The following is a 23,567-nucleotide window of genomic DNA, read 5'->3' as shown; positions in this document are numbered from 1 at the left end:
GGTTCCCCGCCGTCGTCGTCTGCGTGATGAAGCCGGTGCCTCCGCCGTCAGCGGCCGGTGCCGCCGTACACGGTGGCGGTGGCGTCACCGTCCAGTTCGAACGCCTTGTGGATCGCGCGCACGGCGTCATCCAGCAGATCCGCGCGGGTGACCACGGAGATGCGGATCTCCGAGGTGGAGATCATGTCGATGTTGATCCCGGCGTCGGAGAGGGCCTTGAAGAAGGTCGCCGAGACGCCCGGGTGGGAGCGCATGCCCGCGCCGATGAGCGACAGCTTGCCGATCTCGGCGTTGTAGTCGATGCTCTCGAAACCGATCTCCGGCTGGGCCGCGCGGAGAGCCTCGAGCGCGTCGGCGCCCTCGACGATCGGGAGGGTGAAGGAGATGTCCGTGTGACCCGTGCCCTTGGTGGACACGTTCTGCACGATCATGTCGATGTTCGAGTGCGCCTTGGCGATGACCTGGAAGATCGCGGCGGCCTTGCCGGGGATGTCCGGCACGCCCACCACGGTGACCTTGGCTTCGGAACGGTCGTGTGCGACGCCGGAGATGATTGGCTGCTCCAAGGCAACTCCCTCTTTGATGGTGATCTTGTCATCGGGGCTGGGCAGGACCCAGGTGCCCTCGTGCTGGCTGAAGGATGAGCGGACGTGCAGCGGCACGCCGAAGCGCCGGGCGTACTCGACGCAGCGCAGGTGCAGGATCTTCGCGCCGGACGCGGCGAGCTCCAGCATTTCCTCGCTCGAGATCGTGGCGATCTTCTGGGCGGAGCCGACCACGCGCGGGTCGGCGGTGAAGACGCCGTCCACGTCCGTGTAGATCTCGCAGACGTCGGCGTCCAGTGCGGCGGCGAGGGCGACGGCCGTGGTGTCCGAGCCGCCGCGGCCGAGCGTCGTGACTTCCTTGGTGTCCTGGCTCATGCCCTGGAACCCGGCGACGATCGCGATGTGACCCTTGTCCAGGGCGGTGCGGACGCGGTGCGGGTCGACGTCGATGATGCGGGCCTTGCCGTGGATCGCATCCGTCAGCATGCCGGCCTGCGAGCCCGTGAAGGACTGCGCCACCGCACCCTGCTTGTTGATGGCCATGGAGAGCAAGGCCATGGAGATGCGCTCGCCAGCCGAGAGGAGCATGTCCATCTCGCGGGCCGGGGCGCCGTCCGTGACCTGCGCAGCGAGGTCCAGCAGTTCATCGGTGGTGTCACCCATGGCGGAGACCACCACGACGACGTCGTTGCCCGCGTTCCGGGCTGCCGCGACGCGGGCGGCCACGCGCTTGATGCCGTCGGCGTCGGCGACGGAGGAACCACCGAACTTCTGGACGATGAGCTGCTTGGTTTTGCCGGTGGCGGGCGTGGCGGCCCCGGGCTCGGTGGTCAGTTCCGCTGCGGGCAGCTCACTGGTGGGCAGACTCATGCATGGACCCTTACTGGTCGGGCGCCGGGCGGCGCCAGGTTCTGGGGGTGGCGGACCTCTGCGTCCGTGACGTGCGCGGCCGGGGCAGGGCACAGGCCGCGTGCAGCCATTTTATCGCCGTCGTCTCGCAGTGCGGAAAATGTGACTCACATGCTGGACCGGGGTCAGGCCGGGTCCGGGCGGTCCAGGCGGAAGCGGATGGACGGCAGGCCCTTTCCACTCTGGTCCTGCTCCGCGGTGAACCAGCGGTCGGGGGTGAATCCGAGGCTCCTCAGCAGTGCCTGGGATGCGACGTTCGGTTCGAAGACGCCGGCGAACGCGGTCCGGATGTCCCGCTGGGTGAAGAGCCACTCGACGAGGGCCCGGGCGGCCTCGCTGCCATACCCCCGACGGTGGAAGGCGGGGTCCAGCACGTAGCCGAGAGCCGCCTGGCCGGGTTCGAGATGACCCGGCTCCGGGGGATTCCTGGTGGTCCACGTGCTGGCCTCTCCGATCACCTGTCCGGAGTCCCGCAGCTGGATGGCCCACGCGTGCCTGAAGACCGTGGTGGTGGAAGCGGCCGCACGCGCCTGATCGGAGGCGATCCGTTCGCGTACCTGGGTGGGATCCAGTGCCTCGTGGGACAGATACCGCGTGGTCTCCTCGCTGCCGCGGATCCTCTCCAGAGCTGGGGCATCGGAGGACTCGGTGGGTCGGAGCACCAGCCGGTCCGTCGTGATGGGGGCGATCGGTGGTGTGGGCTGAACGCCCAGGCGGGACCCGGAGATGACCATGAGGCCAATCTAATACGGACGCCGTCCGGCGCTCCGTCGCGGGCCCCGCCGAGGCGCGGTGGGCTCAGTACGGTGGGCTCAGTACAGGGGCCCCGTGCGGTGGACTCAGACCGCGAGGCGTCCGGCGAAGGCCCGGCCGAGGGTGGCCTCGTCCGCGTATTCCAGATCGCCGCCGACCGGCAGGCCGGAAGCCAGGCGGCTGACGTTGACCCCGATGGGCTTCAGGGTGCGGATGAGGTACGTCGCCGTGGCTTCGCCCTCCACATTGGGATCGGTGGCGATGATGATCTCCTGGACCGTGTCATCGGACAGGCGGGTGAGGAGTTCCCGGACGCGCAGCTTCTCCGGCCCGATGCCGTCGATGGGGCTGATCGCGCCGCCGAGCACGTGGTACCGGCCCCGGAAACTCCGGGTCCGCTCCACGGCCATGACATCCTTGGACTCCTCCACGACGCAGATGATGCTCGCGTCCCGGCGCGGGTCACGGCAGATGCTGCACGTGTCCTGCTCGGAGACGTTGCCGCAGATGGTGCAGAACTTCACCCGCGTCTTCACCGCGGTGATCGCCTCGGACAGCTTGCGCATGTCCTCCGCGTCCGCCTCGAGGATGTGGAAGGCAAGCCGCTGCGCGGACTTGGGGCCGATCCCCGGCAGGCGTCCGAGCTCGTCGATCAGCTCTTGAACAGCGCCCTCGTACACGGCGTCCTCTTTTCCTGCGCTTCAGCTCTTGCTACGGGTCGGTTCTTGGTGCGGGCCGGTTCTCACGACGGCCGGTTCCTGCTGAGGCCCCAGCGGGCGACAGCTCGGAAACCACGGTCAGCGGCGGATGATCGGGGTGCCGTCCAGGGTGGTCTCCTCGATGAGGGTCCCGTCCAGCAGACGTTCCACGGCCGCGCGACCGAACGTGCTTGATTCTTCGATGGTCTCATCATCGGCGCTGATCTCGTCCACCGCGTAGCCCGCCACGCTGCCGTCCGGGTTCTGCGCCTGCGCGGGGGCGGCCCGTCGGGCCTCCTCGCGGGCCCGCTGCGCCTGAGGGCTGTTGGAGAGCCGCTGGTAGAGACTCTGGCTGCCGTCGCGTGAATCCTGTTCCGGTCCGGGGCCGGAGGGTCCGGGTGTGGATGCTTCCACAGGCCGCGAGACGGGCCGAGGCGCCGGTGCGACGGCGGCCGGTGCCGTGGTTGCCTGGCCGGCGGTGTCCGCTCGCTCAGGGGCGTTCGCCGGTTCGGCGGGCAGTCCCCAGGGGTCACCGGCCGGAGCCCCCTCGGCTGCCGGCGCCGGAGCCGGACCGGAGCCGGACAGGTCCTCGTCGGAGAGGTCCTCATCCTCGAACTCGGGGTCCTGGAACCCCTGTCCGGGGATGGCCGCGGATGCGGCGGAACCGCCGTTCCCGGTGCTCACATTGCTCTCGGTCCCGACCGTCCACCGGCCGGGGGAGACCTCACGGGCGCGTGACCAGGGGTCGTCCTGGAGTGCGGCGGATGAACCGGGGGATGCTGCCGGATCGGACTCGGGCGTGACCGACTCGGGCGCGACCGTAGCGGGCACGGACGGGGTCGTGGGCCGAGACGTGGAGCGCGCCGGCGCCGCCGGAGCAGCGGGAGCCGAGGGCCAGCCCCGATCGGAGGGACCGTCGTCGTACGGCGGTTCCTCATCCAGCGGCGGCTCGTCCTCGTCGCGCGGCTGATCCAGCGGGTGGAAGTCCCCGGAGGGAACCTCCCGCTGAGGCGCTGTCCTGCCGGGGCCGCTAGCCGGGGGGATGTTCTCCTGGCTAGCCGGTGCTTTTGGGCTGTCGCCCCAGCCTGGAGGTTCCTCCACGGAGGCGGGGGCGACTGCGGGGGCCGGCGCCGCCGGTTCCTCCGCGGCGCTCGGCCGGGCGGTCTGGAACGACGGCGGTGGCGCCGCCGCGTCTCCGGCGACGGCTTCGACGCGGCAGTCGAGGCCCAGAACGTCCTTCACCGCCGTCTGGAGGTGCGTCTTGTGGTCACCGCGACCGAAGGCCCCGGCGAGGCCGTTCGTGGAGAACGACAGGATCACGGCGTCCCCGTCGAGGCGAGCCACCGTGGCGTTGGGGGCCACGAGCGCCCAGGTGCTGCGCTTGATCTTGCCCAGCCGGTCCAGGATCTGCGGCCATGCCCGGCGCAGCGCCTCGACGTCGCCCGCGCTCTGGGGCGCGGGCTGCTGCTGAGCCGCCGGGGGAGGGGTCTGAGCGGATGCGGCGTGCATCCCGGCCGACGACGGCGCGGCAGCCTCATGCGGGCGGGGCGCCGGTTCCGCGGTGGGGGACGCAGCCGGGGCGGGCTCGGGAGCGGCCTCGGCCGGCCGTTCGCGGGCCGGCGGTGTGGACGCCTGCTGAACCGGGAGGTCCGGGGCATTCGTGGTCTCCGCGGCACGCGCCGGCTCGACCACAGGAGCAGTGGCCGGGGCGGGGGCGGTCCGCTGGGGGGCGGCTCCGGCGTCGTCGGTCCGGGTGGTGACAGGCGCGCTCGCCGGCGCGGGCGCGGCAGGCTGCGCGGCCGGGGCGGGAACCTGTGCCGGTGCGGGGGCCTGTGTCTGGGCCGGAGCCCCGCCCAGGGCGAGACGGCGTTCCAGCGCGTCCAGGCGCGCGGCGGCACCGCGTTCGGTGCTGTCCGCCGCCGGGAGCATCAGGCGGGCGCAGAGCAGTTCGAGGTGCAGGCGCGGCGAGGTGGCGCCGGTCATCTCGGAGAGCGCGGCGTTCGTGACGTCCGCCGACCGTGACAGCTCGGCGGGGCCGAGCGTGAGCGCCTGCTGGCGCATCCGGGCGATCTGGTCCTGGGGCATGCCGCGCAGGATGGTGGCGGCGCTGTCCGGCATGGCTTGCACGATGATCAGGTCCCGGAAACGCTCCAGGAGATCCTCGACGAAACGGCGCGGATCGTGGCCGGTCTGCAGCACGCGGTCCACGGCGCGGAACACGGTGGCGGAGTCATGGGCGGCGACCGCGTCCACCACGTCGTCCAGGAGTGAGGCGTGGGTGTAGCCCAGGAGGGAGACGGCCAGTTCGTAGTCGAGACCCTGTGGGCCGGCGCCGGCCATGAGCTGGTCCAGCACGGAGAGGGAGTCACGCACGGACCCGCCGCCCGCGCGGATGACGAGCGACAGGACGCCCGGGGCCACGGGGACGTTCTCCTGCTCGCAGAGCTGCTCCAGGTAGGCCAGCAGCGGCTCCGGAGGGACCAGACGGAAGGGGTAGTGGTGGGTCCGCGAGCGGATGGTGCCGATCACCTTGTCCGGCTCCGTCGTGGCGAAGATGAACTTGATGTGCTCCGGCGGCTCCTCCACGATCTTCAGCAGGGCGTTGAAGCCTGCCGACGTGACCATGTGGGCTTCATCGATGATGAAGATCTTGTAGCGGTCGCGGGCCGGGGCGAAGGTGGCGCGTTCGCGCAGATCACGCGCGTCGTCGACGCCGCCGTGGCTGGCCGCGTCGATCTCGATGACGTCCAGCGAACCGGCGCCGCCGCGGGCGAGTTCCACGCAGCTGGGGCACACGCCGCACGGGGTGTCGGTGGGTCCTTGCTCGCAGTTCAGGCAGCGGGCGAGGATGCGAGCCGAGGTGGTCTTTCCGCAGCCGCGGGGGCCGGAGAAGAGGTAGGCGTGATTGACACGGTTCTTCTTCAGGGCCGTCATCAGGGGGACCGTGACATGCTCCTGACCGATCACGTCCGCGAAGGTGTCGGGGCGGTATCTGCGGTAGAGAGCGCTGGCTTGGGTCACAGGGAAACCCTATCAATCGAGGCTGACAGGAGAAGCCGTCGTTCCGCGGCTCCGGGCGGGCCGGGCCTTTAACGTAGAAGACCCCTCGCGCACCCGCCAGAGCCCACTTACCCTTGCTACCTTCCGGTCCTGGGGGAGTTCGGCAGGATGACGCCACGCGAGGAGTCGCACACCAGCTTAGCGGGCCGGACGCAGAGGGGGAAATCGGCGCGGGCTGAGGTGGCGGGCGGCCCTTGATTTGGTGGTCCCGCCAGAGGTCCGCTAAGCTGATACCTGCCCTTAGGGCAATGGAGAATTCGCCTAGCGGCCTATGGCGCACGCCTGGAACGCGTGTTGGGTTAACGCCCTCGGGGGTTCAAATCCCCCATTCTCCGCCAGAAAGCCCCCTGGAACCTCGGTTCCAGGGGGCTTTTGCGTTCCCGTCTTCCTGCCGTCTCCCGGCCCGACGCGACGTGGGCCGGGAGGTGGCTCAGGAGACGGCAACCGTCAGCTCACCCGAAGGTGAACGAGTAGAGCTGGACGCCCGGCGTCGGCCGCAGTTCCAGGGTCCCGGCGCCGGAAGTGTCGCTCTGATGGACCACGTAGGACTTCGGCGGGCCGGAGATCTGGAGGGTCTTCTCGCCGTCGGGGCCCTTCACGGTGACCGAGCCGGTGCCGCCCAGCACCGCCTGGACCTGTCCGGCGTGGAAGTTCAGCCGTACCCCTGACCCCGGGGCGGGAGCATTCCGCGGGACCGAGATCCGCTGCGATTCAAGCGTCCAGGAACCGGTGAGCGCGAAACTGTCCGGAGCCTGCGACGCCGGGTAGGCGAAGAGGGACGTCCCCGAGCGGTACGTGGCCGCACCCGAGTAGTTGACCTGCTTGGACACCCCCAGGAACGTCTCGCGGGTGGTGTTCTGCGGCAGCGCGCCGTCCTGTCCGGCCGCCCCCGTCTCCACGGGCGCCGGCAGCTCCTTGCCCGGCTGTGCGGAGCTCAGGAGGGAACGGACGAGCTTCTCCGTGAGGGCATAGCCGCCCTCGCCCTGCTGGATGTGCCGCACGTTCCCCTGGGCGTCGATGAGGTACTGCGCAGGCCAGAAGCGGTTCCGGTAGGCGGTCCAGGTGGCGTAGGAGTTGTCCAGGGCCACCGGGTACTGGATGCCGTGGTCCTTGATGCCGGCGCTGACGTTGCGGGTTTCGCGTTCGAAGGCGTACTCCGGCGTGTGGACGCCGATCACCTGGAGACCGGCATCACGGTACGCCTTGTCGAGCGCGGTGATGTGGGGCAGGGACCGCTGGCAGTTGATGCAGGAGTAGGCCCAGAAGTCCAGGAGGACCACTTTGCCCTTGAGCTGCTTGAGCGTCAGCGGATCCGAGCCGAGCCAGGCGTTGATGCCGCGGAGTTCGGGTGCGGGTCCGCAGTCCTGCAGTTCCGTGGAGCCCTGGGTGCACTTGGAGAGGTCCTTGTTCTCGTCCGTGGCCACGCCGCCCAGATCCAGGGGGCTGCCCTGCGAGGGCGTCAACTTCTCCTGGAAGGACGCGGTGTAGTCCGGGATGAGCCGCTGCACGGCCGCGGGAAGGTCGAAGGCCAGGCCTGCCGCGAGGGCGATCATGAGCACACCGGCCAGGATGCGGATGCCCTTCTGGCGGCGGCGGAACGCCTTGAGCCGCTCGGCCAGGCCGCGGCCCGCGAGTGCGAAGAACAGCAGAGGAATCGCGACGCCGACGGCGAACGACAGCGTGAGCGCCAGGGTCCCGGCGCCGATGCGGCCGGTGGCGCCGGAGACGGTGATGGCGGCCAGAACAGGACCGGCGCACGGGACGAAGACGGCCCCGAGTGCGAGGCCCAGGCTGAAGCCGCCCCGCTTGCGGGCGTCCACCTGCCGGCGGGGGATCCAGGAGAAGGGCCGTTCGAGCCACTCCTCGAGACGCGGGATGAGCATGCCGAGTCCGACCGCCGCCAGCACCGCGATGCCGGCCCAGCGGAAGATGTCCTGCGGCAGCCCCAGGAGTCCGAGGAGCAGTGAACCGAGCAGCGTGAAGACACTGAAACTGATCACCAGCCCCAGGATCACCTGGTAGGGCCGCCACCGGGAGACGGCCCGTGCGGGCGCGTCGTCCTCACCGGGAGCGGCGCCAGGATCGCGCCGTGCGCTGTCCAGACCTCCCGAGAAGAAGATGACCGGTAAGACGGGCAGGATGCAGGGCGATATTCCGGTCACCAGACCGCCCAGGAAGCCGATGATGATGTTCGTGTCCATGCCGGGTATTCGGTGCGCCGCGTCCCGGCGGATTGGACGGCGGGCCGGAGACGGGGATCACCCGGTGCATCAGACCGGTGGAGCGGCCGGCGGAACGGCCGGCGGAGCGGCCGGCGGACTGGACAGCAGCCCGGCCGGCTGGTCGGTCCGCGGGCCGGGGCCCGTCGTCGTCGTTCACCGGGGGGCCTCCCGCCCGACGCCGGGGCGACCGGCTCGCGGTGTTCGCAGCGCCCCAGGAGAGCCGGGAAAGCGCCTCTCGGAAAGTTTCCGGAAATTCCTCCAATCCGTCTGCGGACCCTGCTCCGAAGTACTGGCACCAACAGGTCAGCCCAGCTTCTGGATGCGGACCGCACACCTTTGAAGAGGAGCATCATCATGAAGAAGATCCAGCGTCTTTCCGTCCTGGCCGGTCTCGCAGCCGTCGTGCCCCTCGGGCTCGCAGCATGCAGCGGCGGGATGAGCGGTGGCGCCGCCACCTCGTCCGCGCCGTCCCCGGCGATGTCCTCCAGCAGCGCGGCCGCCAGCCCCAGCATGGATCCCGCCGCCAACCTGGTCGGCCCCGGCTGCCAGGCGTACGCCTCCGCCAACCCGAGCGGTCCCGGATCCGTCCAGGGCATGTCCACCGACCCGGTGGCCGTGGCGGCCTCTCACAACCCGCTGCTGAAGACCCTGGTCCAGGCGGTCTCGGGCAAGCTGAACCCCCAGGTGAACCTGGTCGACACGCTGAACGGCAGCCAGTTCACGGTGTTCGCACCGGTGGACAGCGCCTTCGCGAAGATCGACGCGGCCACCATCGACAGCCTCAAGAAGGACGCCCCGGCGCTCAAGAAGATCCTGACCTACCACGTGGTCCCGGGCCAGATCGAGCCGGCATCGATCGTCGGCACGCATGACACGGTCGAGGGCCAGAAGGTCACCGTCTCCGGTTCCGGCGACAACCTGAAGGTCAACGGGGCCAACGTGATCTGCGGTGGCGTCCGCACCGCGAACGCGACCGTCTACCTGGTGGACTCGGTCCTCCTGCCCCCGGCCAAGTAGTCCCTACGGAGCAGGACCCCAGGTGAGACCCGGGCGGCGGGCCGTCAGGCCCGCCGCCCTTCCCATCCCGGCAAACAGGTGGCGGAGGAACATGCGCGGACATGAGACAGTGATGTACATGCATCCACCCGGGTCAGGGCCCGCCGCCTCCGCTGACATCGACGAACTGATGGAACTGGTGGCGCAGGGCGATCAGTCCGCCTTCGGCAGTCTCTACGACGCCCTCGCCCCGCATGTCCACGGCCTGGTGCTGCGGGTCCTGCGGGATCCGGCGCAGAGCGAGGAAGTCACCCAGGAGGTGTTCCTGGAGGTCTGGCAGCAGGCCAAACGCTTCGACGCCGACCGGGGACGCGCCCGGGCCTGGATCACCGTGATGGCGCACCGCCGGGCGGTCGACCGGGTGCGGGCCGCGCAAGCCTCCCAGGAACGGGACCTGCGCGAAGGCATCAAGGAGTACCGCGAGAGTTACGACGATGTGGAGCATCGCGTCCAGGTGGCCCTGGAGAGCGAGAGGGTCCACAAGGCGATGGAGTCGCTGACCGAGGTCCAGCGGCAGGCCATCAAACTCGCCTACTACGGCGGGTACAGCTACGGAGAAGTGGCCCAGGCGCTCGACCTGCCCCTGGGCACCGTGAAAACCAGAATTCGTGACGGCATGATCCGTCTGAGAGACACGTTAGGAGTTGGCCATGGATGATCAATTGCATCTGCTGACCGGCGCCTACGCGCTCAACGCCTTGGACGAGGACGAACGCCGCGACTTCGAGACGTCGCTGACCCCGGGCCATCCGGTCACGGAGGAAGCGCGCGAACTGAGCCAGGTGGCCGCGCTGCTGGCCGCCGGCACGACGCCGGTGGCGCCGCCCGCGGACCTGAAAGCACGCCTCATGGCGCAGATCGCCGTCACCCCTCAGATCGAGGCGGTCAGCGCGCCGGAGGCGCAACGGTCATCCGCGCCGGAGGCGCAGCAGGCTTCGGTGCCGACGACGTCGGACGCCGAAGCCGGTGCGCAGGCCGACGTTCCTGTGAAAGACGTTCCCGCGAAGACCGCCGAGGCTGAGCCGGCCGGGGCCGACGTCGTGCCGCTCCCGGTCCGTCGGGCGCCGTCGTCGACACGCTGGCTGGCCGCGGTCGCGACCGTGCTCGCCGTGGCGGCCGCAGGGACGGCGGGATGGGCCTTCCAGGCGCAGTCGCAGCGGGATGAGGCGCAGCGGCGGCTGGCCGCGGCACAGGACTCCCCGGCCGAGGCGATGAACAGGATCATCGCCGCTCCGGACGCCAAGCTGAAGCAGTTCTCGGTCCCCGGTGGCGCGACCATGCTGGTCATGCATTCGGAGAAGGAGGGCCGTGGCGGTGTCATGACCCTCGGCATGGGGGCGCCGCCCCAGGGCAAGAGCTACGAACTCTGGCTCATCGATCAGGCGGGCGCGGCCAAGCCGGCGGGTCTGCTGGAGAGCGGCGGCGGAGCGTCCACCTGGAACGAACTGCCCGGCGGGATCGGTTCGGCGTCCTTCCTGGGGGTCACGATCGAGCCGGAAGGCGGTTCGGCGCAGCCGACCACCAAACCGATCCTCGTGGAGTCCATCACCTGAGGTCCGCTGACAGCACCTGAGAAAAGCCCGGGAGAAATTCTCCCGGGCTTTTCCAATCCGCCTCGCCATCCGCTCCGAACTCATGGTGCGGGAAGTCCGCACCGGGGGCTGAAGTCACCGGACGGCGCATCGGGCGCCGTGGAACACGAGGTGAGGAGCACGAAATGTCCAGCAATGTCATCCAGGGCAAGAGCCCGGTACGTCTGACCGCGACCCTGGTGGGAGCAGTCTTCCTGCTCGTCGGAATCCTGGGGTTCGTCCCTGGCATCACGTCGGGGGACATGGAGGCGGCGGGCCACCATTCGCACGCCATGCTCCTCGGGATCTTCCAGGTCTCCGTCCTCCACAACGTGGTCCACCTCCTGTTCGGTGTGGCCGGCCTGATTCTCGGCCGCAGCGTTGCCGGGGCCCGGAACTTCCTGGTCTGGGGCGGTGTGATCTACCTGGTGCTGTTCGTGTACGGGCTCTTCTTCGGTGAGGAGTCGGCGGGCAACTTCGTCCCCGTCAACATGGCGGACAACATCCTCCACTTCGCGCTCGGCGCCGCGATGCTGGCCCTGGGTCTGATCCTGGGACGCACCCCGGCCCTGCGGAGGGCATGACGTCTCCTGACGGCTGCACGCGCCGGTGGGGCGCCCCGGGACCGGGGCGCCCCGCCGGCGTTTTCCAGGTTCAGGGCCGGACCGCCGGGCGTCGTGAAGGCCCTTCCCGTGCGGTTCCCGGAGGGGTTCTGAAACGGGGCGCGGGATTCCCTTGAATTCGCGACGGCGGCGGGGGCACACTGGGAAGTGATTGCCCGGTCGGGCGGTCGACACAGACGACAACAGGGGATGTTCAGCGCTGTGCAGGTCTTGGGGATGGAAGCACTGTGAGGGGCCACCACGTGCCGCGTCATCGCGGCCGCGGGCCCGTGAAAGCATCGATGAGGGCGAGCCTGGTGATGGCCGGCGTCGTCCTCGTGTCCCTGGCACTGGGGACGCCGTCCGGTCTGGCGCAGTTCACCGCTGTCAGTGAACGCCAGGCGCCGAGCGCGGCCACCGACCAGGTGGGGGCCCACCCTCTTATCGGACCGGTCACCGCGGAAGCCGAAGCCTTCATCTCCTTCGAACGCACCACTCTGCAGAGCCGTCCGAAAGGGGCGCGGGAACGTCTCAACGTGGCTCAGGCCGGACGCCACCGTCCCGCCGCAGGTCACCTCTCCGCCCCGTTGGAGGTCCTGATCCCCACGTCGCCCTTCGGTCCGCGGGTCAATCCGCTGACCGGTGAGGTGGGCGAGATCCACTGGGGCCAGGACTACGGCGCCGCGTGCGGCACTCTCGTCTATGCCGCCGACGCCGGGCGGGTGCGCAACGTCGGCTGGTCACCGTACGGCGGAGGAAACCGCATCGAGATCGATCACGGCAACGGGCTCGTCACGACCTACAACCACCTCTCCGGCATCGCCGTGAACAAGGGCGAGCGGATCGACGTGGGACAGGTGATCGCCAAGGTGGGGACCACCGGTTCATCGACCGGCTGCCACCTGCACTTCGAGACCATCAAGGACGGCAAGTACGTCAATCCGCTGCAGTGGATCCTCGATCCCATCAAGCAGGTGGACCGGCTGGACCGCATCGCGTTCACGGACTACTCGCGGGCGGGCGCCAAGTCCGCGTGGACCCTGCCCGGCGGCTCGTCCGGCACCGAGGGGATCATCACGCCTGAAGCGGAGAAGGACGGCGGCAAGATCCCGCCGGGCACCAAGGTTCCGCCGGCCCGCCCGGAACCCCCGCAGCCCGAGCATCCGACGCCGGTCCCGACCCGCCCGACGCCGAGCCCCACCGGATCGCCCACGCCGAGCCCGACCGGCACACCGGAACCCACTCCGACTCCGACGGGCCCCACGACGACGCCCGTACCGACGACGCCGGCGCCGACACCGAGCAGCACGCCGACCTCGAGCCCCGCGGTGCCGCCGAGCACGGGTTCGCCCGCGGGGAGCGGTTCGCCGTCCGGCTCGCCGGGTGCGGGAGGCCAGAGCGCGGGCGGCCAGGGCACAGCAGGCCAGGGCACGAGCGCCGGCGAGTCCGGTTCGCCGGCGCCCACCTCTTTGCTGAGCCCCTCGCTGCTGCCCAGCGTGCTGCTGCCGCTGATCACACCGTGATCCGGGAGAACCCCGGCCTGATCGCAGCGTGATCCGGGAGATCCGGCCTTCGGATCCCGCCGTGCCGTCGCCGTGCCCTCCTGAGCTGAAGAGGTCTGTTGCCGTGGGCGGCAATGTGCAACAACGATGTCAAGGTTGGCGTGGTCCATGTCACTGGGCGAGAATCAGTGACAACGGCTTTCAGGAGAGGGCCGCCCAAGGGGGATCCACGCGTGATGACTGAGTTCTGGGTTTTCGGCGCCGTCGCCGTGAGGCCCGGCCGTGCCCGGACGTGGCTGCCATGAGCGGCCGCCGCGTCGCCCCGCCGTCGGCCCGGACGGCACGCGTCAGGACCCGGAGCCGGGGCGCCCGCCGCGCCGAGACCCCGGCGCTCGCCGCGTGGGGCGTCGCCGCGCCAGGTCATCGCCAGACCGTCTCGCTGGTCACGCTGAGTGCCGTGCTCCTCGTCTCGACCGCTCTGGTGTCGGGAGGGACCGCACAGCCGGATCCGGCCGCCGACCACCGTTCCACCTCGCAGGCCGAAACCCAAACCGCCGCACCCGGCACGCCCGGCGTCGTGCTCTCGCGGCCGGCGGACCGCAGTGGCGGCGCCCGGACGGCCGGCGCCACCGTGCCCGCGCAGCAGGCCGACGTCCCGGCTCAGGATCCTGCGAAGGGAGCCGCGGTCGCCGGTCCGACGGGGGTCCCCGACGAGCAGGGCCGCGTCACCTCCCAGTCGTCCGGTGGGAACGCCGCAGGCACGGGAGCCGGCGCAGGAACCGACGTCGGAACCACTGCGGAGACCGGCCCCGGAGCCGGCTCGCCGGATCCGGGGCCGACGACGCCGGAATCGGAGACCGGCGGGAACGGAACCGCGCCCGGCGATGGTGGCGCGGAGTCTCCCGCTCCCGGCGCGCCCGCGCAGCCGGGACCGTCCGCCCCTGCGATCCCGTCGACACCGCCACCCGTGGCTCCTCCGGCCACCCAGGCGCCGGCGCCGAAGCCTCCCGCGCCGCAGCCGGGCACTCCGGCCCCGAAACCCCCGCAGGGCACCCGGTGCATCGTGGACGTGCTCGGCATCAAGATCTGCCTGCCTGTGCTGGGAGGCTGACCCCGGCTGACAGGGCAGGGGCTCCGGCCTTCGTGTCCGTCACGGCTGCCGGACCGGCGTAGGCTCGTGAGGTGACCTCTCTGTATGACATCCCTCTGACCATGAACGACGGCGCCACCTCGAGTTTCGGACGCTTCCGCGGCAAGGCGGTCCTGGTGGTCAATGTCGCCTCGAAGTGCGGTTTCACCTCACAGTACGACGGGCTTCAGAAGCTCTACGAGCGGTTCCAGGACGAGGGTCTGGAGATCCTGGGCGTGCCCTGCAACCAGTTCGCGGGGCAGGAGCCGGGCGAGGACGCCGAGATCGCCGAGTTCTGCCGGCTCAACTTCGGTGTGACGTTCCCTCTCACCGCCAAGGCGAAGGTGCGCGGCAAAGAACAGCACCCGCTCTATCACGAGCTGACCCGCTTCAAGCACCCCCTGCTGCCGGGCCTGATCAAGTGGAACTTCGAGAAGTTCCTGATCAGCCGCGACGGCGAGGTCCTGGAACGGTTCGGGTCGCGCACCGAACCCGACGACGCCGAACTGGTCGCCGCCGTCGAGGCAGCGCTCGCGGCGCCGGGAACCGCCGACGCTCAGCCGGCGGCCGACTGACCGCTCCGGCGGGTCCCGCCGATTCCGCCGGTCACCCGGTGGGAATCCGGCTCAGCCGTCCAGGCGCTCGTGCCAGGCGCGGAGGAACGCCAGCCCGGCCTCGTCGTTCACCACATCCGCGCCGAGGCCGACGTGCACGGAGGTCAGGACGTGGTACGGCTTGTCGGGAAGCTCCTCCGCGGGGCGGACGTCGACATGCGCCACGGCGTGCCCCTGCGCCTGCAGCCAGTCGGCCATGGCGTAGTCCGTGCCGGAATCGCCTACCGTGCGCCATTGATCGGGCTCCAGCCCGCGCTCCTGGAGCCACGAAAGAGCGCGCCATGCTCCGAGGTCCTTCCCCAGGCGCGCGTGTTCGATGTCGGTCGAGATGATGGTCGGGTCCACCAGGAAGTGGTTCGCCCGGGAGTCCTTGATACCGCTCGCCTGTTCCGGGGCCGCGGAGCGGATGAGGCCGCGCATGGCGTGGGCCGGCATGAGGGAGAGCGCGTCGGCGTCGAAGTGCGGCTGCTGCGCCAGGTAGTCCGCGCTGGGAGTCTCCACGTGCTGCTCCACGGAGACCATGGCGAGTTTGGTCTCGTCGAAGAACATCCACTCCGAGTACTTGCGCGTCACCAGCTCGCGGATGGCCGCGGCGTAGCTGGCGGGGACCTTGAACTGCTCGTCCACGTGGACCTCGCCCGCGCCGTCGCGGTCGAAAGTGAACCAGGTGGCGCCCTTCTCGCACACGGCCAGGAACTCGAGGCCATCCGGGATGCCGGCGGCGAGCATGGGCCGGACCACCTGCTGCTCGATGAAGTCCGCGGACCGGCCGGTGTTGAAGATGACGGGCACGCCGTCGGTGGCCAGCCAGAGCAGCTCCGCGATGACCTCGTCCGGGACGGAGCGGGTGACGGGGCTGGCGATCGGCCCGTCGACGTCGAGCAGCAGCGCCAGCGGGGGACGGGTGCCATCGCCCGGCTCCACCGGGATGGTCGCCTCCCGGGGAGCCCGCGGTTCCGGGCCGGAGGACTCTTCCGGGGAGTGGGTGACGGGGGCGGCCGGGGCACTGCTGTCAGTCATGACCACCATTCAACACCCGGGCTCCGGCGCCCTCCAATCCACCCTCGTCAAATGGTCACCGTTCCACTACGACTCGTGGTGCGGGCGGCGTGCCGATTCCCCGGGACCTGTTTCTTGCCTAGGCTTGCAGGGTGATCTTCAAAGCTGTCGGTGAAGGACGTCCGTACCCGGAACACGGGCACAACACGCCCAAGGACTGGGCCGCGCTGCCGCCCCGGCCCGTGCGGCTGGACGAACTGGTCACCACCAAGCGGACCCTGGACCTCGAGGCCCTCCTGGCGGAGGACTCCACCTTCTTCGGCGATCTGTTCCCGCATGTCGTCGAGTACAAGGGCGTGAAATACCTGGAGGACGGGCTGCACCGGGCGGTGCGCACGGCCCTGCACCAGCGGACCGCCATCCACGCCCGCGTCCTGGTCATCGAGGAGTGAGGCACGGTGGCGCGGGATCCTGAGCGCCTGCACGGGAGCCACGTGGTCTCCCGCCAGGAACTCGAGGCGGCTTTCGCGGAGGACCCGGACGACGACGGCGACGGGCGCCGCTTCCGCCTGCGCCTGCGTCACGCTGTGGTGCTGGTGGTCCTGCTCGTCCTGGTGGCCGGCGGCATCGGCGTGGCCTTCGCGATCCAGAAGGGCTACCTGAGCATCCCGCAGGCGGAGTCGTCGCCTCAGAAGACCTCGGTCTGCCCCTCCGGGACCTTCACCCCGCTCAAGCCGTCGGCCGTGAAGGTCAACGTCTTCAACGCCACGGACCGGCGCGGGCTGGCCGGCAATGTGGCGGCACAGCTCAAGGCACGGAAGTTCGTGGTGGGCGCCGTGACGAACCGGGATCTCTCCCTGAACACGCCCGTGGCCGTGATCTCCGGCAAGGACGGCCATGCCGCGGCACTGACCGTGCAGCGGCAGTTGCAGGGCGCCGACTACTACCAGGACGGGCGGAGCGACGGCACGGTGGACGTCATCCTGTTCCAGGGATTCGCCGCCGTGACCCCCACGGCCAAAGTGGTCCAGGGCCCGGGGAAGCTGCTCTGCCCTCGCGAGCTGGCGGCGAGCACTCCCGCGAAGTGATTCCCGCGAGACGGGGCCCTCTCAGGACCTGACGCACCCGCTCGAGTGAGCCGGACTCAGGCCAGCGGAGTCAGCAGGGGTGCGACCACCACGGGGCGGCCGTCGTCGTCGAACTCGGCACCCGCTCCGCTCGCGATGAACCGCACGGTGGCCGCGATCTGCAGCTCCAGCTCCGGCGAGCCGGGCTGGTGGGACTTGGCGCGGGAGGCGGTCGAGGACAGGGTGCCGAGGATGAGACGGGCCAGGGACTCGACGTCTCCGTGGGGCAGGAAGCCCTGCTCCATGCCGTGCCGGAGGATCTGCTGCAGCAGGCCGTTGAGCTCGCCGACGTGATCGGCGAGGCGGGCGAACGACTTGGGGGAGAGGACCGCCGCCATGGCGGGTCCCGGGGGCAGGTGCCGACGCGTGAGGTCTTCCACCTGGGCCCGGATGTAGAGGGAGAGCTGGTCGACGGGGTTGTCGAGTGATTCCAGACCGGCCTTGAGCTCGGCCACGAACTTCTCGGTCTCGGTCAGCGCGTAGGAGACCAGCAGCTCCTCCATGTCCGCGTAGTAGTTGTAGACCGCGGTGCGGCCGATGCCCGCGTGACGGGCCACGTCCGTCATGGTCAGCCCAGGCAGGCCCTGGGTGAAGAGGAGTTCGCCGAACGCGGTGAGGATCTTCCGCTGGGTCTCGGCGCGCTGGGCCACATTGTTGGCCGCGGAGATTTTGGGCATAGAGACACTTTACCGGATTGTGTCATCAAAAGGGAGATGCCGGCCTGGGAGAAGGCTGTGTGTTCGCGCACGCCCTCGCTCAGGCCGGCATCATCGCCGACGGAGTCGGTTCAGCAGCCGTTCGGGCCGCAGGCCTGGCCGTTGAGATCGGCGTCGTCAGCCGTGGATCCGGTGGCCTGGGCGCCCACCGCGGCGGGCGTCAGGAGCGGGTGGCTCTCCTGCCAGACCTCGTCGAGCACCTGGGAGAACGTGTCGCTGGACTGGGCGCCGGAGACGCCGTACTTCCGGTCGAACACGAAGAACGGGACGCCGCTCACGCCGATGGCGCGGGCCTCCGCGATGTCCTCGCGGACCGCGTCGGCGTACTTGTCCGTGGTGAACAGCTCCTCCACGTCCTGGGCGGGCAGGCCCAGCTCGGCGCCGAGGGTGCGCAGGTACTCGTGGTTCCCGATGTCCTTGCCGTGCTCGAAGTGGTCGCTGAGCAGGCGTTCCTTGGCCTCGTCCGCCTTGCCGGACTGCGCGGCCAGGTGGATGAGGCGGTGTGCGGTGAAGCTGTTGGCGACCACGACCGTGTCGAAGTCGTACGCCAGGCCCTCGCCCGCGGCCTGCTCCGTGACATGACCGAACATCGTGCGAACCTGTTCGGGTGCCATGCCCTTGCGCTCGCTGAGGTACCCGAGTTCGGTACCGTCATAGTGTTCGGGAATGCTCGGATCCAGCTGGTAGCTTCGCCACTGGACCTCCACCTCATCGCGGTGCGGGAACTTCTCCAGGGCTTTTTCGAACCGGCGCTTGCCGATGAAGCACCAGGGGCAGGCGACGTCGGACCAGATTTCAATCTTCACGTCAGGAATCAACCCGGGGGAGATGACCGTTATTCCCGCGGTGGGCTCAGGGGGAGCGCGACCTCGGAGCACTCCCGAGCGGGAGCCCGGGACCCCTAGGGCGATTATGGTATACCATAGCGGTTTGTTCGAGACAGGGCGTTCAGCGCGCCCGGAGAGCGTGGCAGCATGACCCGTACCCCCACGACCGTGGCGTCCCGGTCGACGCACTCCACCACCCATGGACAGCCGGCCTGGCTCCTTCTGCTCGCGATCATCGGCATCGCCCTCACGATGCGCGGACCCTTCATCGGCCTGGCGCCCCTCGCGCCGGTGTTCCGGAACGAGGTGGGCCTCAGCGAGGTCCAGTTCGGCATCCTCACCGGCATCCCCGTGCTGTGTTTCGCGTTCTTCTCACCCGCGGCCTCCTGGCTGGGCCGCAAGGTGGGCGCCGAGATGGCGGTGTCCTTCACAGTCGCCGGGGTGGCCGTGGGAGCGGCGATCCGGTCGGTCGGGCCCGAGTGGGCGCTCTTCGGGGGAACCGCGGTGATCGGCGCGGCCATCACGATCGGCAACATCGTCATGCCGCTGATCGTCCGGCGGGACTTCCCCGTGGAGCGGCAGAGTCTCACCATGGGCGTCTACTCCGGCACCCTCAACTTCAGCGCGTTCCTCGCCTCGGTGGCCACGGCCCCCCTGGCCCAGTGGCTCGGGTGGCAGGGCGCCCTGGCGCTGTCCGCCGTCGTCGCGCTCGTGGTGCTGGGATTCTGGATCTGGACCATGGGTGCGGCCGTCGCACTCAAGCCGGTGGCGATCTCCGGCCCGGGGTCCGGGCAGGAAGGGCTCAGCGCCTCCGAGGAGAAGGCCGCCGGCAAGGCGGCACGCAGAGCCGCGGCGCGGCTGCAGGGTGCGACGCTCTGGGTGACGATCGCCCTGGTGATCGGCTTCGCGGGCCAGTCCTCGAGCTACTTCGGCATCACGGCGTGGCTGCCCAGCTATCTGCACGACACCATCGGGCTGGCGCCCACCGAAGCCGGGGCGGGATCGTCGATCTTCCAGGTGATGGGCATCCTCGGCGCGCTCGGCACGCCGCTGCTGGTGCGCTGGCTCGGCGGGATCGCCGGCACGCTCGTCATCGGCGCGCTGTGGGTGACGGTCCCGCTCGGGCTGCTCCTGGCGCCGCAGCTGTGGTGGCTCTGGGCGTTCACGGGCGGCACCGCGCAGGGCGGCGGTTTCACGCTGGTGCTCTCGGCGATCATCAAGGCCGGCTCCACACAGGCCCAGACGGCCCGGATCTCCGCCTTGGTGCAGGGCATCGGGTACATCTTCGCGGGCATCGCGCCGAGTGTGATCGGCTCGGTCCACGTGAGCGCCGGCAGCTGGCAGCTCGCGCTCCTGGTGCCGCTGCTGACCACGACGGCGTTCCTCGTCTGCACGACGTGGGGCGTGTCCCGGGCGAACAAGCTGGCCGCCGCGCGGCAGCTGGCCTAGGAGCGGCGGCCGCTCCGGACCGCGTCGAGGACTTCAGGGTCGGCGCAGCCGGCGGCGAAGCCGTCAAGGCGGGCTCTGATCTCCCGTTGCAGGACCTTGGCGCCGATCCACTCCGCGAGCGGCGCGAGCCATGCCGGCCGGCACGCGAAGCTGTAGCGCCAGCTCACGAGCGTGCCGCCGTCGTCCGCTGCTTTGAACCGCCAGCCCCCGGCGAACCGTTCGAAGAACCACGGCCCCTCGGTCATGTGCATGCCGGTGTGCGACGGCGGGTGGAAGGACACGCACTCGCTCACCATCGGCATCCCCCAGCGGTGCCGCGTCCACGTCCGGACGCCCTTGCCCTGGGAGGTCGCGCCGTCGAGGAGCCGTTCGGCCCGGATGAACCGGTCCCAGCGGAGCCGCAGCTCGCCGTGGGTCTGGGACACCGCGAACGCGAGTTCCGGGTCGATGGCGACGGTGGTGGTGGCCTCAAGGGTCGGCATGGTCACAGTCTAGGGGCGCGCGCCGTTCGGCCCGGGCGTTGCGTTGCGTGCTCAGTTGTTGCGGGTTCCGGCGCTTCGGACCCGCAACAACTGAGCACGCAACGCAACGGACGATCAGCACCGGCCCAGCACGACGACGGCGGCGCACCTCTCCGGTGCGCCGCCGTCGTCGTGGGGGCGGATGTTCCCTGTCGGCCGGGCCGCCCCCGGCCTTCGGGGTACGTGTTGCGAGTCCGTCGCGGCGCCGGCGCCGACAGGTGGTTTCAGGCGGCCACCAGCCGACGTTCCCTCGCATCCTCCGCGGAGGTGGAGAGGAACCGGGCGTAGGCCGGGATGGTCAGGAAGGTCGGGAAGAAGGAGGCCAGGGCCACTTCCTCGAAGAGCTCCCGGGCGTCGCGGAATCGGTCACCCTCGAAGCGCTCCAGTCCGCTGTAGACCTCCTCGAAGATCTCCGTCACCCATTCGCGGGTGATGACCTCGCCCTGGTCTGTGATCGCCTGGTTGTGGATCCACTGCCAAAGCTGCGAACGGGAGATTTCCGCCGTGGACGCGTCCTCCATGTTGCGGCGGATCGTCACGGCGCCGTTGCCCCGCAGCCAGGATTCGATGTACCGGATGCCGATCTCGACGTTCGAGCGGATGCCCGCCTCCGTGATGGTGCCGGTGGTCTGCGAGAGGTCGATCAGAGCGCGGGCGTCCGGGACCACGTCCAGGCGCTGCCGGTCCATCTGGTGCGGGCGCTGACCGAGGGCGGCGTCGAACACCTCGCGGGCGGAGGACACCAGATCCGGATGCGCCACCCAGGTGCCGTCGAACCCGTCCACGGCGAAGCGCGTGGTGTCCGCGCGGACCGCGGCGGTCGCGCGAGCGTTCTGTGCGGCGTCGCGCCGGCTCGGAACCTCGGCGGACATGCCGCCGATCGCCATGGCGCCCCGCTTGTGGCAGATGTGCACCAGCTGTTCCGAGTAGGCCCGGATGAACGGCTGCTCCATGGTGATCTGGGAGCGGTCCGGGAGGACGAAGCGCGGACCACGGGTCCGGAACGTCTTGATGAGGGAGAAGATGTAGTCCCAGTGCCCGGCGGCCAGCCCGGAGGCGTGATCCCGCAGTTCGTACAGGATCTCCTCCATCTCGAAGGCCGCCGAGATGGTCTCGATCAGGACCGTGGCGCGGATGGTGCCCTGGGGCAGCCCCAGCAGGTCCTGCGCCAGGATGAACAGGTCGTTCCACCAGCGCGCCTCCTGATGCGTCTCCACCTTCGGCAGGTAGAAGTAGGGGCCGCGGCCCTGGGCCAGCAGGCGACGGGCGTTGTGGAAGAAGTAGAGCCCGAAGTCCACGATCGACCCGGAGACCGGCTGGCCGCCCGAGAGGAGGTGCTTCTCCGGCAGGTGCAGACCGCGGGGACGCATCACGATGGTGGGGAGCGTGCCCTCGGTCAGACGCAGCTCCGTGCCGTCCGGGGCGGTGAAGTCGATGCGCCGTTCCAGGGCGTCCATCAGGTTCAACTGGCCGGAGATGATGTTGCGCCAGCTAGGGGTCAGGGAATCCTCGAAGTCCGCCACCCAGACCGAGGCGCCCGAGTTGAGCGCGCTGATGGTGGTGCGGCGGTCGGTGGGCCCGGCCAGTTCGACGCGGCGCTCGTTCAGACCCGGGGCCGGCGGAGCGACCCGCCAGCTGCGGTCCTCCCGGATGTGTTCGGTGCCGTGCGGGAACTGCGGGTCCTCGCCTCCGGCGATCCGGGCCCGGCGGCCGTGACGGGCGTCGAGCAGTTCGGTGCGGCGCTCGCCGAGCGCCCGGTGCAGCCGTTCGATGAATTCCAGAGCCTCCGGGGTCAGGATCTCTCCCTGCCTCCGGATCGGCTGAGCGGTGAGCTCGAAGGTGGTGGTCATGTCACTGTCCTTAGAAAATTCGTGCGGGGAACCTCAGTGGAACTGGCCTTCTTCGGTGGATCCCACCAGGGCCAGGGTGCTGCCGTTCGGGTTCAGGGCAGTGGAGACCAGATCGAAGTAGCCGGTGCCCACTTCGCGCTGGTGCTTGGTCGCGGTGTATCCGCGGTCTTCGGCGGCGAACTCGCGCTCCTGGAGTTCCACATAGGCGCTCATGCCGTCACGGGCGTAGCCGTGGGCGAGATCGAACATGGAGTAGTTCAGGGCGTGGAAGCCGGCCAGGGTGATGAACTGGAAGGTGAAGCCCATGGCGCCCAGCTCGCGCTGGAACTTGGCGATCGTGGCGTCGTCCAGGTGCTTCTTCCAGTTGAAGGACGGGGAGCAGTTGTAGGCGAGCATCTGGTCCGGGAACTCGGACTTGACGGCCTCCGCGAACTTCCGGGCCAGCTCGAGGTCCGGGGTGCCCGTCTCCATCCAGATGAGGTCCGAGTACGGGGCGTAGGCCTTGGCGCGGGCGATGCAGGGCTCGATGCCGTTGCGGACCTTGTAGAAGCCCTCCGCCGTGCGCTCGCCGGTGATGAACTCCTGGTCCCGCTCGTCCACGTCGCTCGTGATGAGCGTGGCGGCTTCGGCGTCGGTCCGGGCGATGATGACGCTCGGGACACCGGACACGTCGGCGGCCAGTCGGGCCGCGTTGAGGGTGCGGATGTGCTGCTGGGTGGGGATCAGCACCTTGCCGCCCAGGTGGCCGCATTTCTTCTCGCTGGCCAGCTGGTCCTCCCAGTGAACACCCGAGGCGCCGGAGGCGATCATGGACTTCATGAGCTCGTAGGCGTTCAGCGGGCCGCCGAAGCCGGCCTCGGCGTCGGCGACGATCGGGACCAGCCAGTCCTCCACGGACTGCTTGCCTTCGGAGAACTCGATCTGGTCCGCGCGGAGCAGGGCGTTGTTGATGCGGCGGACCACCTGCGGCACGGAGTTGGCCGGGTACAGGGACTGGTCCGGGTAGGTCTGAGCGGCGTTGTTGGCGTCCGCGGCGACCTGCCAGCCGGAGAGGTAGATGGCCTTGAGTCCGGCCTTGACCTGCTGCACGGCCTGGTTGCCGGTGAGGGCGCCGAGGGCGTGGGTGTGCTCGCCCTTGCTCTGCTGCTCCTTGAGCTGGGCCCAGAGCTTCTCCGATCCGCGGCGGGCGAGCGTGTGCTCTTCGCTGACACGACCGCGGAGGCGGACGACGTCGGCGGCCGAGTAGTCGCGCTGGATGCCCTCCCAACGCGGGTTGGCAGACCATTCCAGCTCCAGGGCCGCCGCCGACTCTTCGGGGGTGCTCGGGGAAGTGGTGAATTCTGCGGTCATGTCCGTCTCCTCAAGTAGGGCTCTTCGCTGAGCTCTTGATGCCGGCTGTACTTTGCCGTGCTTCAAG

Annotated in this window: 21 protein-coding genes, 1 tRNA gene and 1 other RNA gene; 11 read left to right on the top strand and 12 right to left on the bottom strand. The window is 69.8% G+C overall.

Features of this window, described 5'->3' with window-relative positions; translation table 11 throughout:
- Positions 1-47 precede the first annotated feature (47 nt).
- From BLV63_RS16615 to ffs, 5 genes are all read right to left on the bottom strand, one after another.
- Positions 48-1,415: an aspartate kinase gene (locus BLV63_RS16615; protein WP_066214746.1), complete on the bottom strand. Its 1,368-nt coding sequence runs from the start codon at positions 1,413-1,415 to the stop codon at positions 48-50.
- Positions 1,416-1,579: 164 nt separating this feature from the next.
- Entirely contained in the window at positions 1,580-2,188 is a 609-nt protein-coding gene (locus BLV63_RS16610; RefSeq protein ID WP_066214748.1) for a GNAT family N-acetyltransferase, read from the bottom strand.
- A 105-nt stretch (positions 2,189-2,293) separates the two neighbouring features.
- A complete protein-coding gene (recR, locus tag BLV63_RS16605; protein WP_066214750.1) occupies positions 2,294-2,887 on the bottom strand; it encodes a recombination mediator RecR in 594 nt (197 codons plus the stop codon).
- Between the two features lie 117 nt (positions 2,888-3,004).
- Positions 3,005-5,926 (bottom strand): DNA polymerase III subunit gamma and tau, encoded by a 2,922-nt coding sequence (locus tag BLV63_RS16600; RefSeq protein ID WP_074784652.1) that lies wholly within the window; start codon positions 5,924-5,926, stop codon positions 3,005-3,007.
- A 73-nt stretch (positions 5,927-5,999) separates the two neighbouring features.
- Positions 6,000-6,096, bottom strand: an RNA gene (gene ffs / locus BLV63_RS16595) — signal recognition particle sRNA small type.
- Positions 6,097-6,215: 119 nt separating this feature from the next.
- Here ffs and BLV63_RS16590 point away from each other — a divergent pair.
- Positions 6,216-6,303, top strand: a tRNA-Ser gene (locus BLV63_RS16590).
- 114 nt (positions 6,304-6,417) lie between these two features.
- On the opposite strand, the gene BLV63_RS16585 is transcribed toward BLV63_RS16590, so the two are convergent.
- Positions 6,418-8,166, bottom strand: a complete 1,749-nt coding sequence (locus BLV63_RS16585) for a cytochrome c biogenesis protein DipZ (protein WP_066214752.1) — start codon at positions 8,164-8,166, stop codon at positions 6,418-6,420.
- Positions 8,167-8,541: 375 nt separating this feature from the next.
- On the opposite strand from BLV63_RS16585, the gene BLV63_RS16580 reads away from it, so the two are divergent.
- The 7 genes from BLV63_RS16580 (at position 8,542) to BLV63_RS16550 (ending at position 14,622) form a co-directional block, all read left to right on the top strand.
- The gene (locus BLV63_RS16580) at positions 8,542-9,204 is read left to right on the top strand and encodes a fasciclin domain-containing protein (protein WP_066214754.1); all 663 of its coding nucleotides are present in this window, start codon (positions 8,542-8,544) and stop codon (positions 9,202-9,204) included.
- 118 nt (positions 9,205-9,322) lie between these two features.
- Positions 9,323-9,901, top strand: coding sequence for an ECF RNA polymerase sigma factor SigK (gene sigK, locus BLV63_RS16575; protein WP_066215010.1), 579 nt, complete (start codon positions 9,323-9,325; stop codon positions 9,899-9,901).
- Positions 9,894-10,796 carry an anti-sigma factor gene (locus BLV63_RS16570; protein ID WP_066214756.1) on the top strand — a complete coding sequence of 301 codons (903 nt, stop codon included), beginning with the start codon at positions 9,894-9,896 and terminating at the stop codon, positions 10,794-10,796. Before sigK ends, BLV63_RS16570 begins: the two co-directional genes overlap by 8 nt.
- 164 nt (positions 10,797-10,960) lie before the next feature.
- Entirely contained in the window at positions 10,961-11,398 is a 438-nt protein-coding gene (locus BLV63_RS16565; RefSeq protein WP_066214758.1) for a DUF4383 domain-containing protein, read from the top strand.
- Between the two features lie 320 nt (positions 11,399-11,718).
- Positions 11,719-12,939: a M23 family metallopeptidase gene (locus BLV63_RS16560; protein ID WP_082724179.1), complete on the top strand. Its 1,221-nt coding sequence runs from the start codon at positions 11,719-11,721 to the stop codon at positions 12,937-12,939.
- Positions 12,940-13,219: 280 nt separating this feature from the next.
- A complete protein-coding gene (locus tag BLV63_RS16555) occupies positions 13,220-14,029 on the top strand; it encodes a hypothetical protein (protein ID WP_066214762.1) in 810 nt (269 codons plus the stop codon).
- Positions 14,030-14,100: 71 nt separating this feature from the next.
- The gene (locus BLV63_RS16550) at positions 14,101-14,622 is read left to right on the top strand and encodes a glutathione peroxidase (RefSeq protein WP_066214764.1); all 522 of its coding nucleotides are present in this window, start codon (positions 14,101-14,103) and stop codon (positions 14,620-14,622) included.
- A 51-nt stretch (positions 14,623-14,673) separates the two neighbouring features.
- Here the strand turns inward: BLV63_RS16550 and BLV63_RS16545 are convergent, their stop codons facing one another.
- A complete protein-coding gene (locus BLV63_RS16545) occupies positions 14,674-15,681 on the bottom strand; it encodes a Cof-type HAD-IIB family hydrolase (RefSeq protein ID WP_254780617.1) in 1,008 nt (335 codons plus the stop codon).
- A gap of 131 nt (positions 15,682-15,812) precedes the next feature.
- Here BLV63_RS16545 and BLV63_RS16540 point away from each other — a divergent pair, with 131 nt between their 5' ends.
- On the top strand, positions 15,813-16,112 hold the full coding sequence (locus tag BLV63_RS16540; RefSeq protein WP_066214766.1) for a type II toxin-antitoxin system VapB family antitoxin: 300 nt from the start codon (positions 15,813-15,815) through the stop codon (positions 16,110-16,112).
- Positions 16,113-16,118: 6 nt separating this feature from the next.
- A complete protein-coding gene (locus tag BLV63_RS16535; protein ID WP_074784650.1) occupies positions 16,119-16,748 on the top strand; it encodes a LytR C-terminal domain-containing protein in 630 nt (209 codons plus the stop codon).
- A 56-nt stretch (positions 16,749-16,804) separates the two neighbouring features.
- Here BLV63_RS16535 and BLV63_RS16530 read toward each other — a convergent pair whose 3' ends face one another.
- Together BLV63_RS16530 and BLV63_RS16525 are read right to left on the bottom strand one after the other, a co-directional pair.
- The gene (locus tag BLV63_RS16530) at positions 16,805-17,464 is read right to left on the bottom strand and encodes a TetR/AcrR family transcriptional regulator (RefSeq protein WP_066214768.1); all 660 of its coding nucleotides are present in this window, start codon (positions 17,462-17,464) and stop codon (positions 16,805-16,807) included.
- A 110-nt stretch (positions 17,465-17,574) separates the two neighbouring features.
- A complete protein-coding gene (locus BLV63_RS16525; RefSeq protein ID WP_066214770.1) occupies positions 17,575-18,309 on the bottom strand; it encodes a DsbA family oxidoreductase in 735 nt (244 codons plus the stop codon).
- A 168-nt stretch (positions 18,310-18,477) separates the two neighbouring features.
- Here BLV63_RS16525 and BLV63_RS16520 point away from each other — a divergent pair, with 168 nt between their 5' ends.
- Positions 18,478-19,779: an MFS transporter gene (locus tag BLV63_RS16520; RefSeq protein WP_066214772.1), complete on the top strand. Its 1,302-nt coding sequence runs from the start codon at positions 18,478-18,480 to the stop codon at positions 19,777-19,779.
- On the opposite strand, the gene BLV63_RS16515 is transcribed toward BLV63_RS16520, so the two are convergent.
- The 3 genes from BLV63_RS16515 to aceA all read right to left on the bottom strand — a co-directional run bounded on the left by BLV63_RS16515 (position 19,776) and on the right by aceA (position 23,500).
- Positions 19,776-20,261 carry an SRPBCC family protein gene (locus BLV63_RS16515; RefSeq protein ID WP_066214774.1) on the bottom strand — a complete coding sequence of 162 codons (486 nt, stop codon included), beginning with the start codon at positions 20,259-20,261 and terminating at the stop codon, positions 19,776-19,778. The two genes, BLV63_RS16520 and BLV63_RS16515, sit on opposite strands and share 4 nt — an antisense overlap.
- Before the next feature lie 263 nt (positions 20,262-20,524).
- Positions 20,525-22,150 carry a malate synthase A gene (aceB, locus tag BLV63_RS16510; protein ID WP_066214775.1) on the bottom strand — a complete coding sequence of 542 codons (1,626 nt, stop codon included), beginning with the start codon at positions 22,148-22,150 and terminating at the stop codon, positions 20,525-20,527.
- 33 nt (positions 22,151-22,183) lie between these two features.
- The gene (aceA, locus tag BLV63_RS16505) at positions 22,184-23,500 is read right to left on the bottom strand and encodes an isocitrate lyase (protein ID WP_066214777.1); all 1,317 of its coding nucleotides are present in this window, start codon (positions 23,498-23,500) and stop codon (positions 22,184-22,186) included.
- Positions 23,501-23,567: the final 67 nt, after the last annotated feature.

The organism is Arthrobacter woluwensis, assembly GCF_900105345.1.
Taxonomy (GTDB): domain Bacteria; phylum Actinomycetota; class Actinomycetes; order Actinomycetales; family Micrococcaceae; genus Arthrobacter_E; species Arthrobacter_E woluwensis.
Note: the sequence above shows the minus strand (reverse complement) of the source record. Positions and strands in the feature narration are given on the sequence as shown.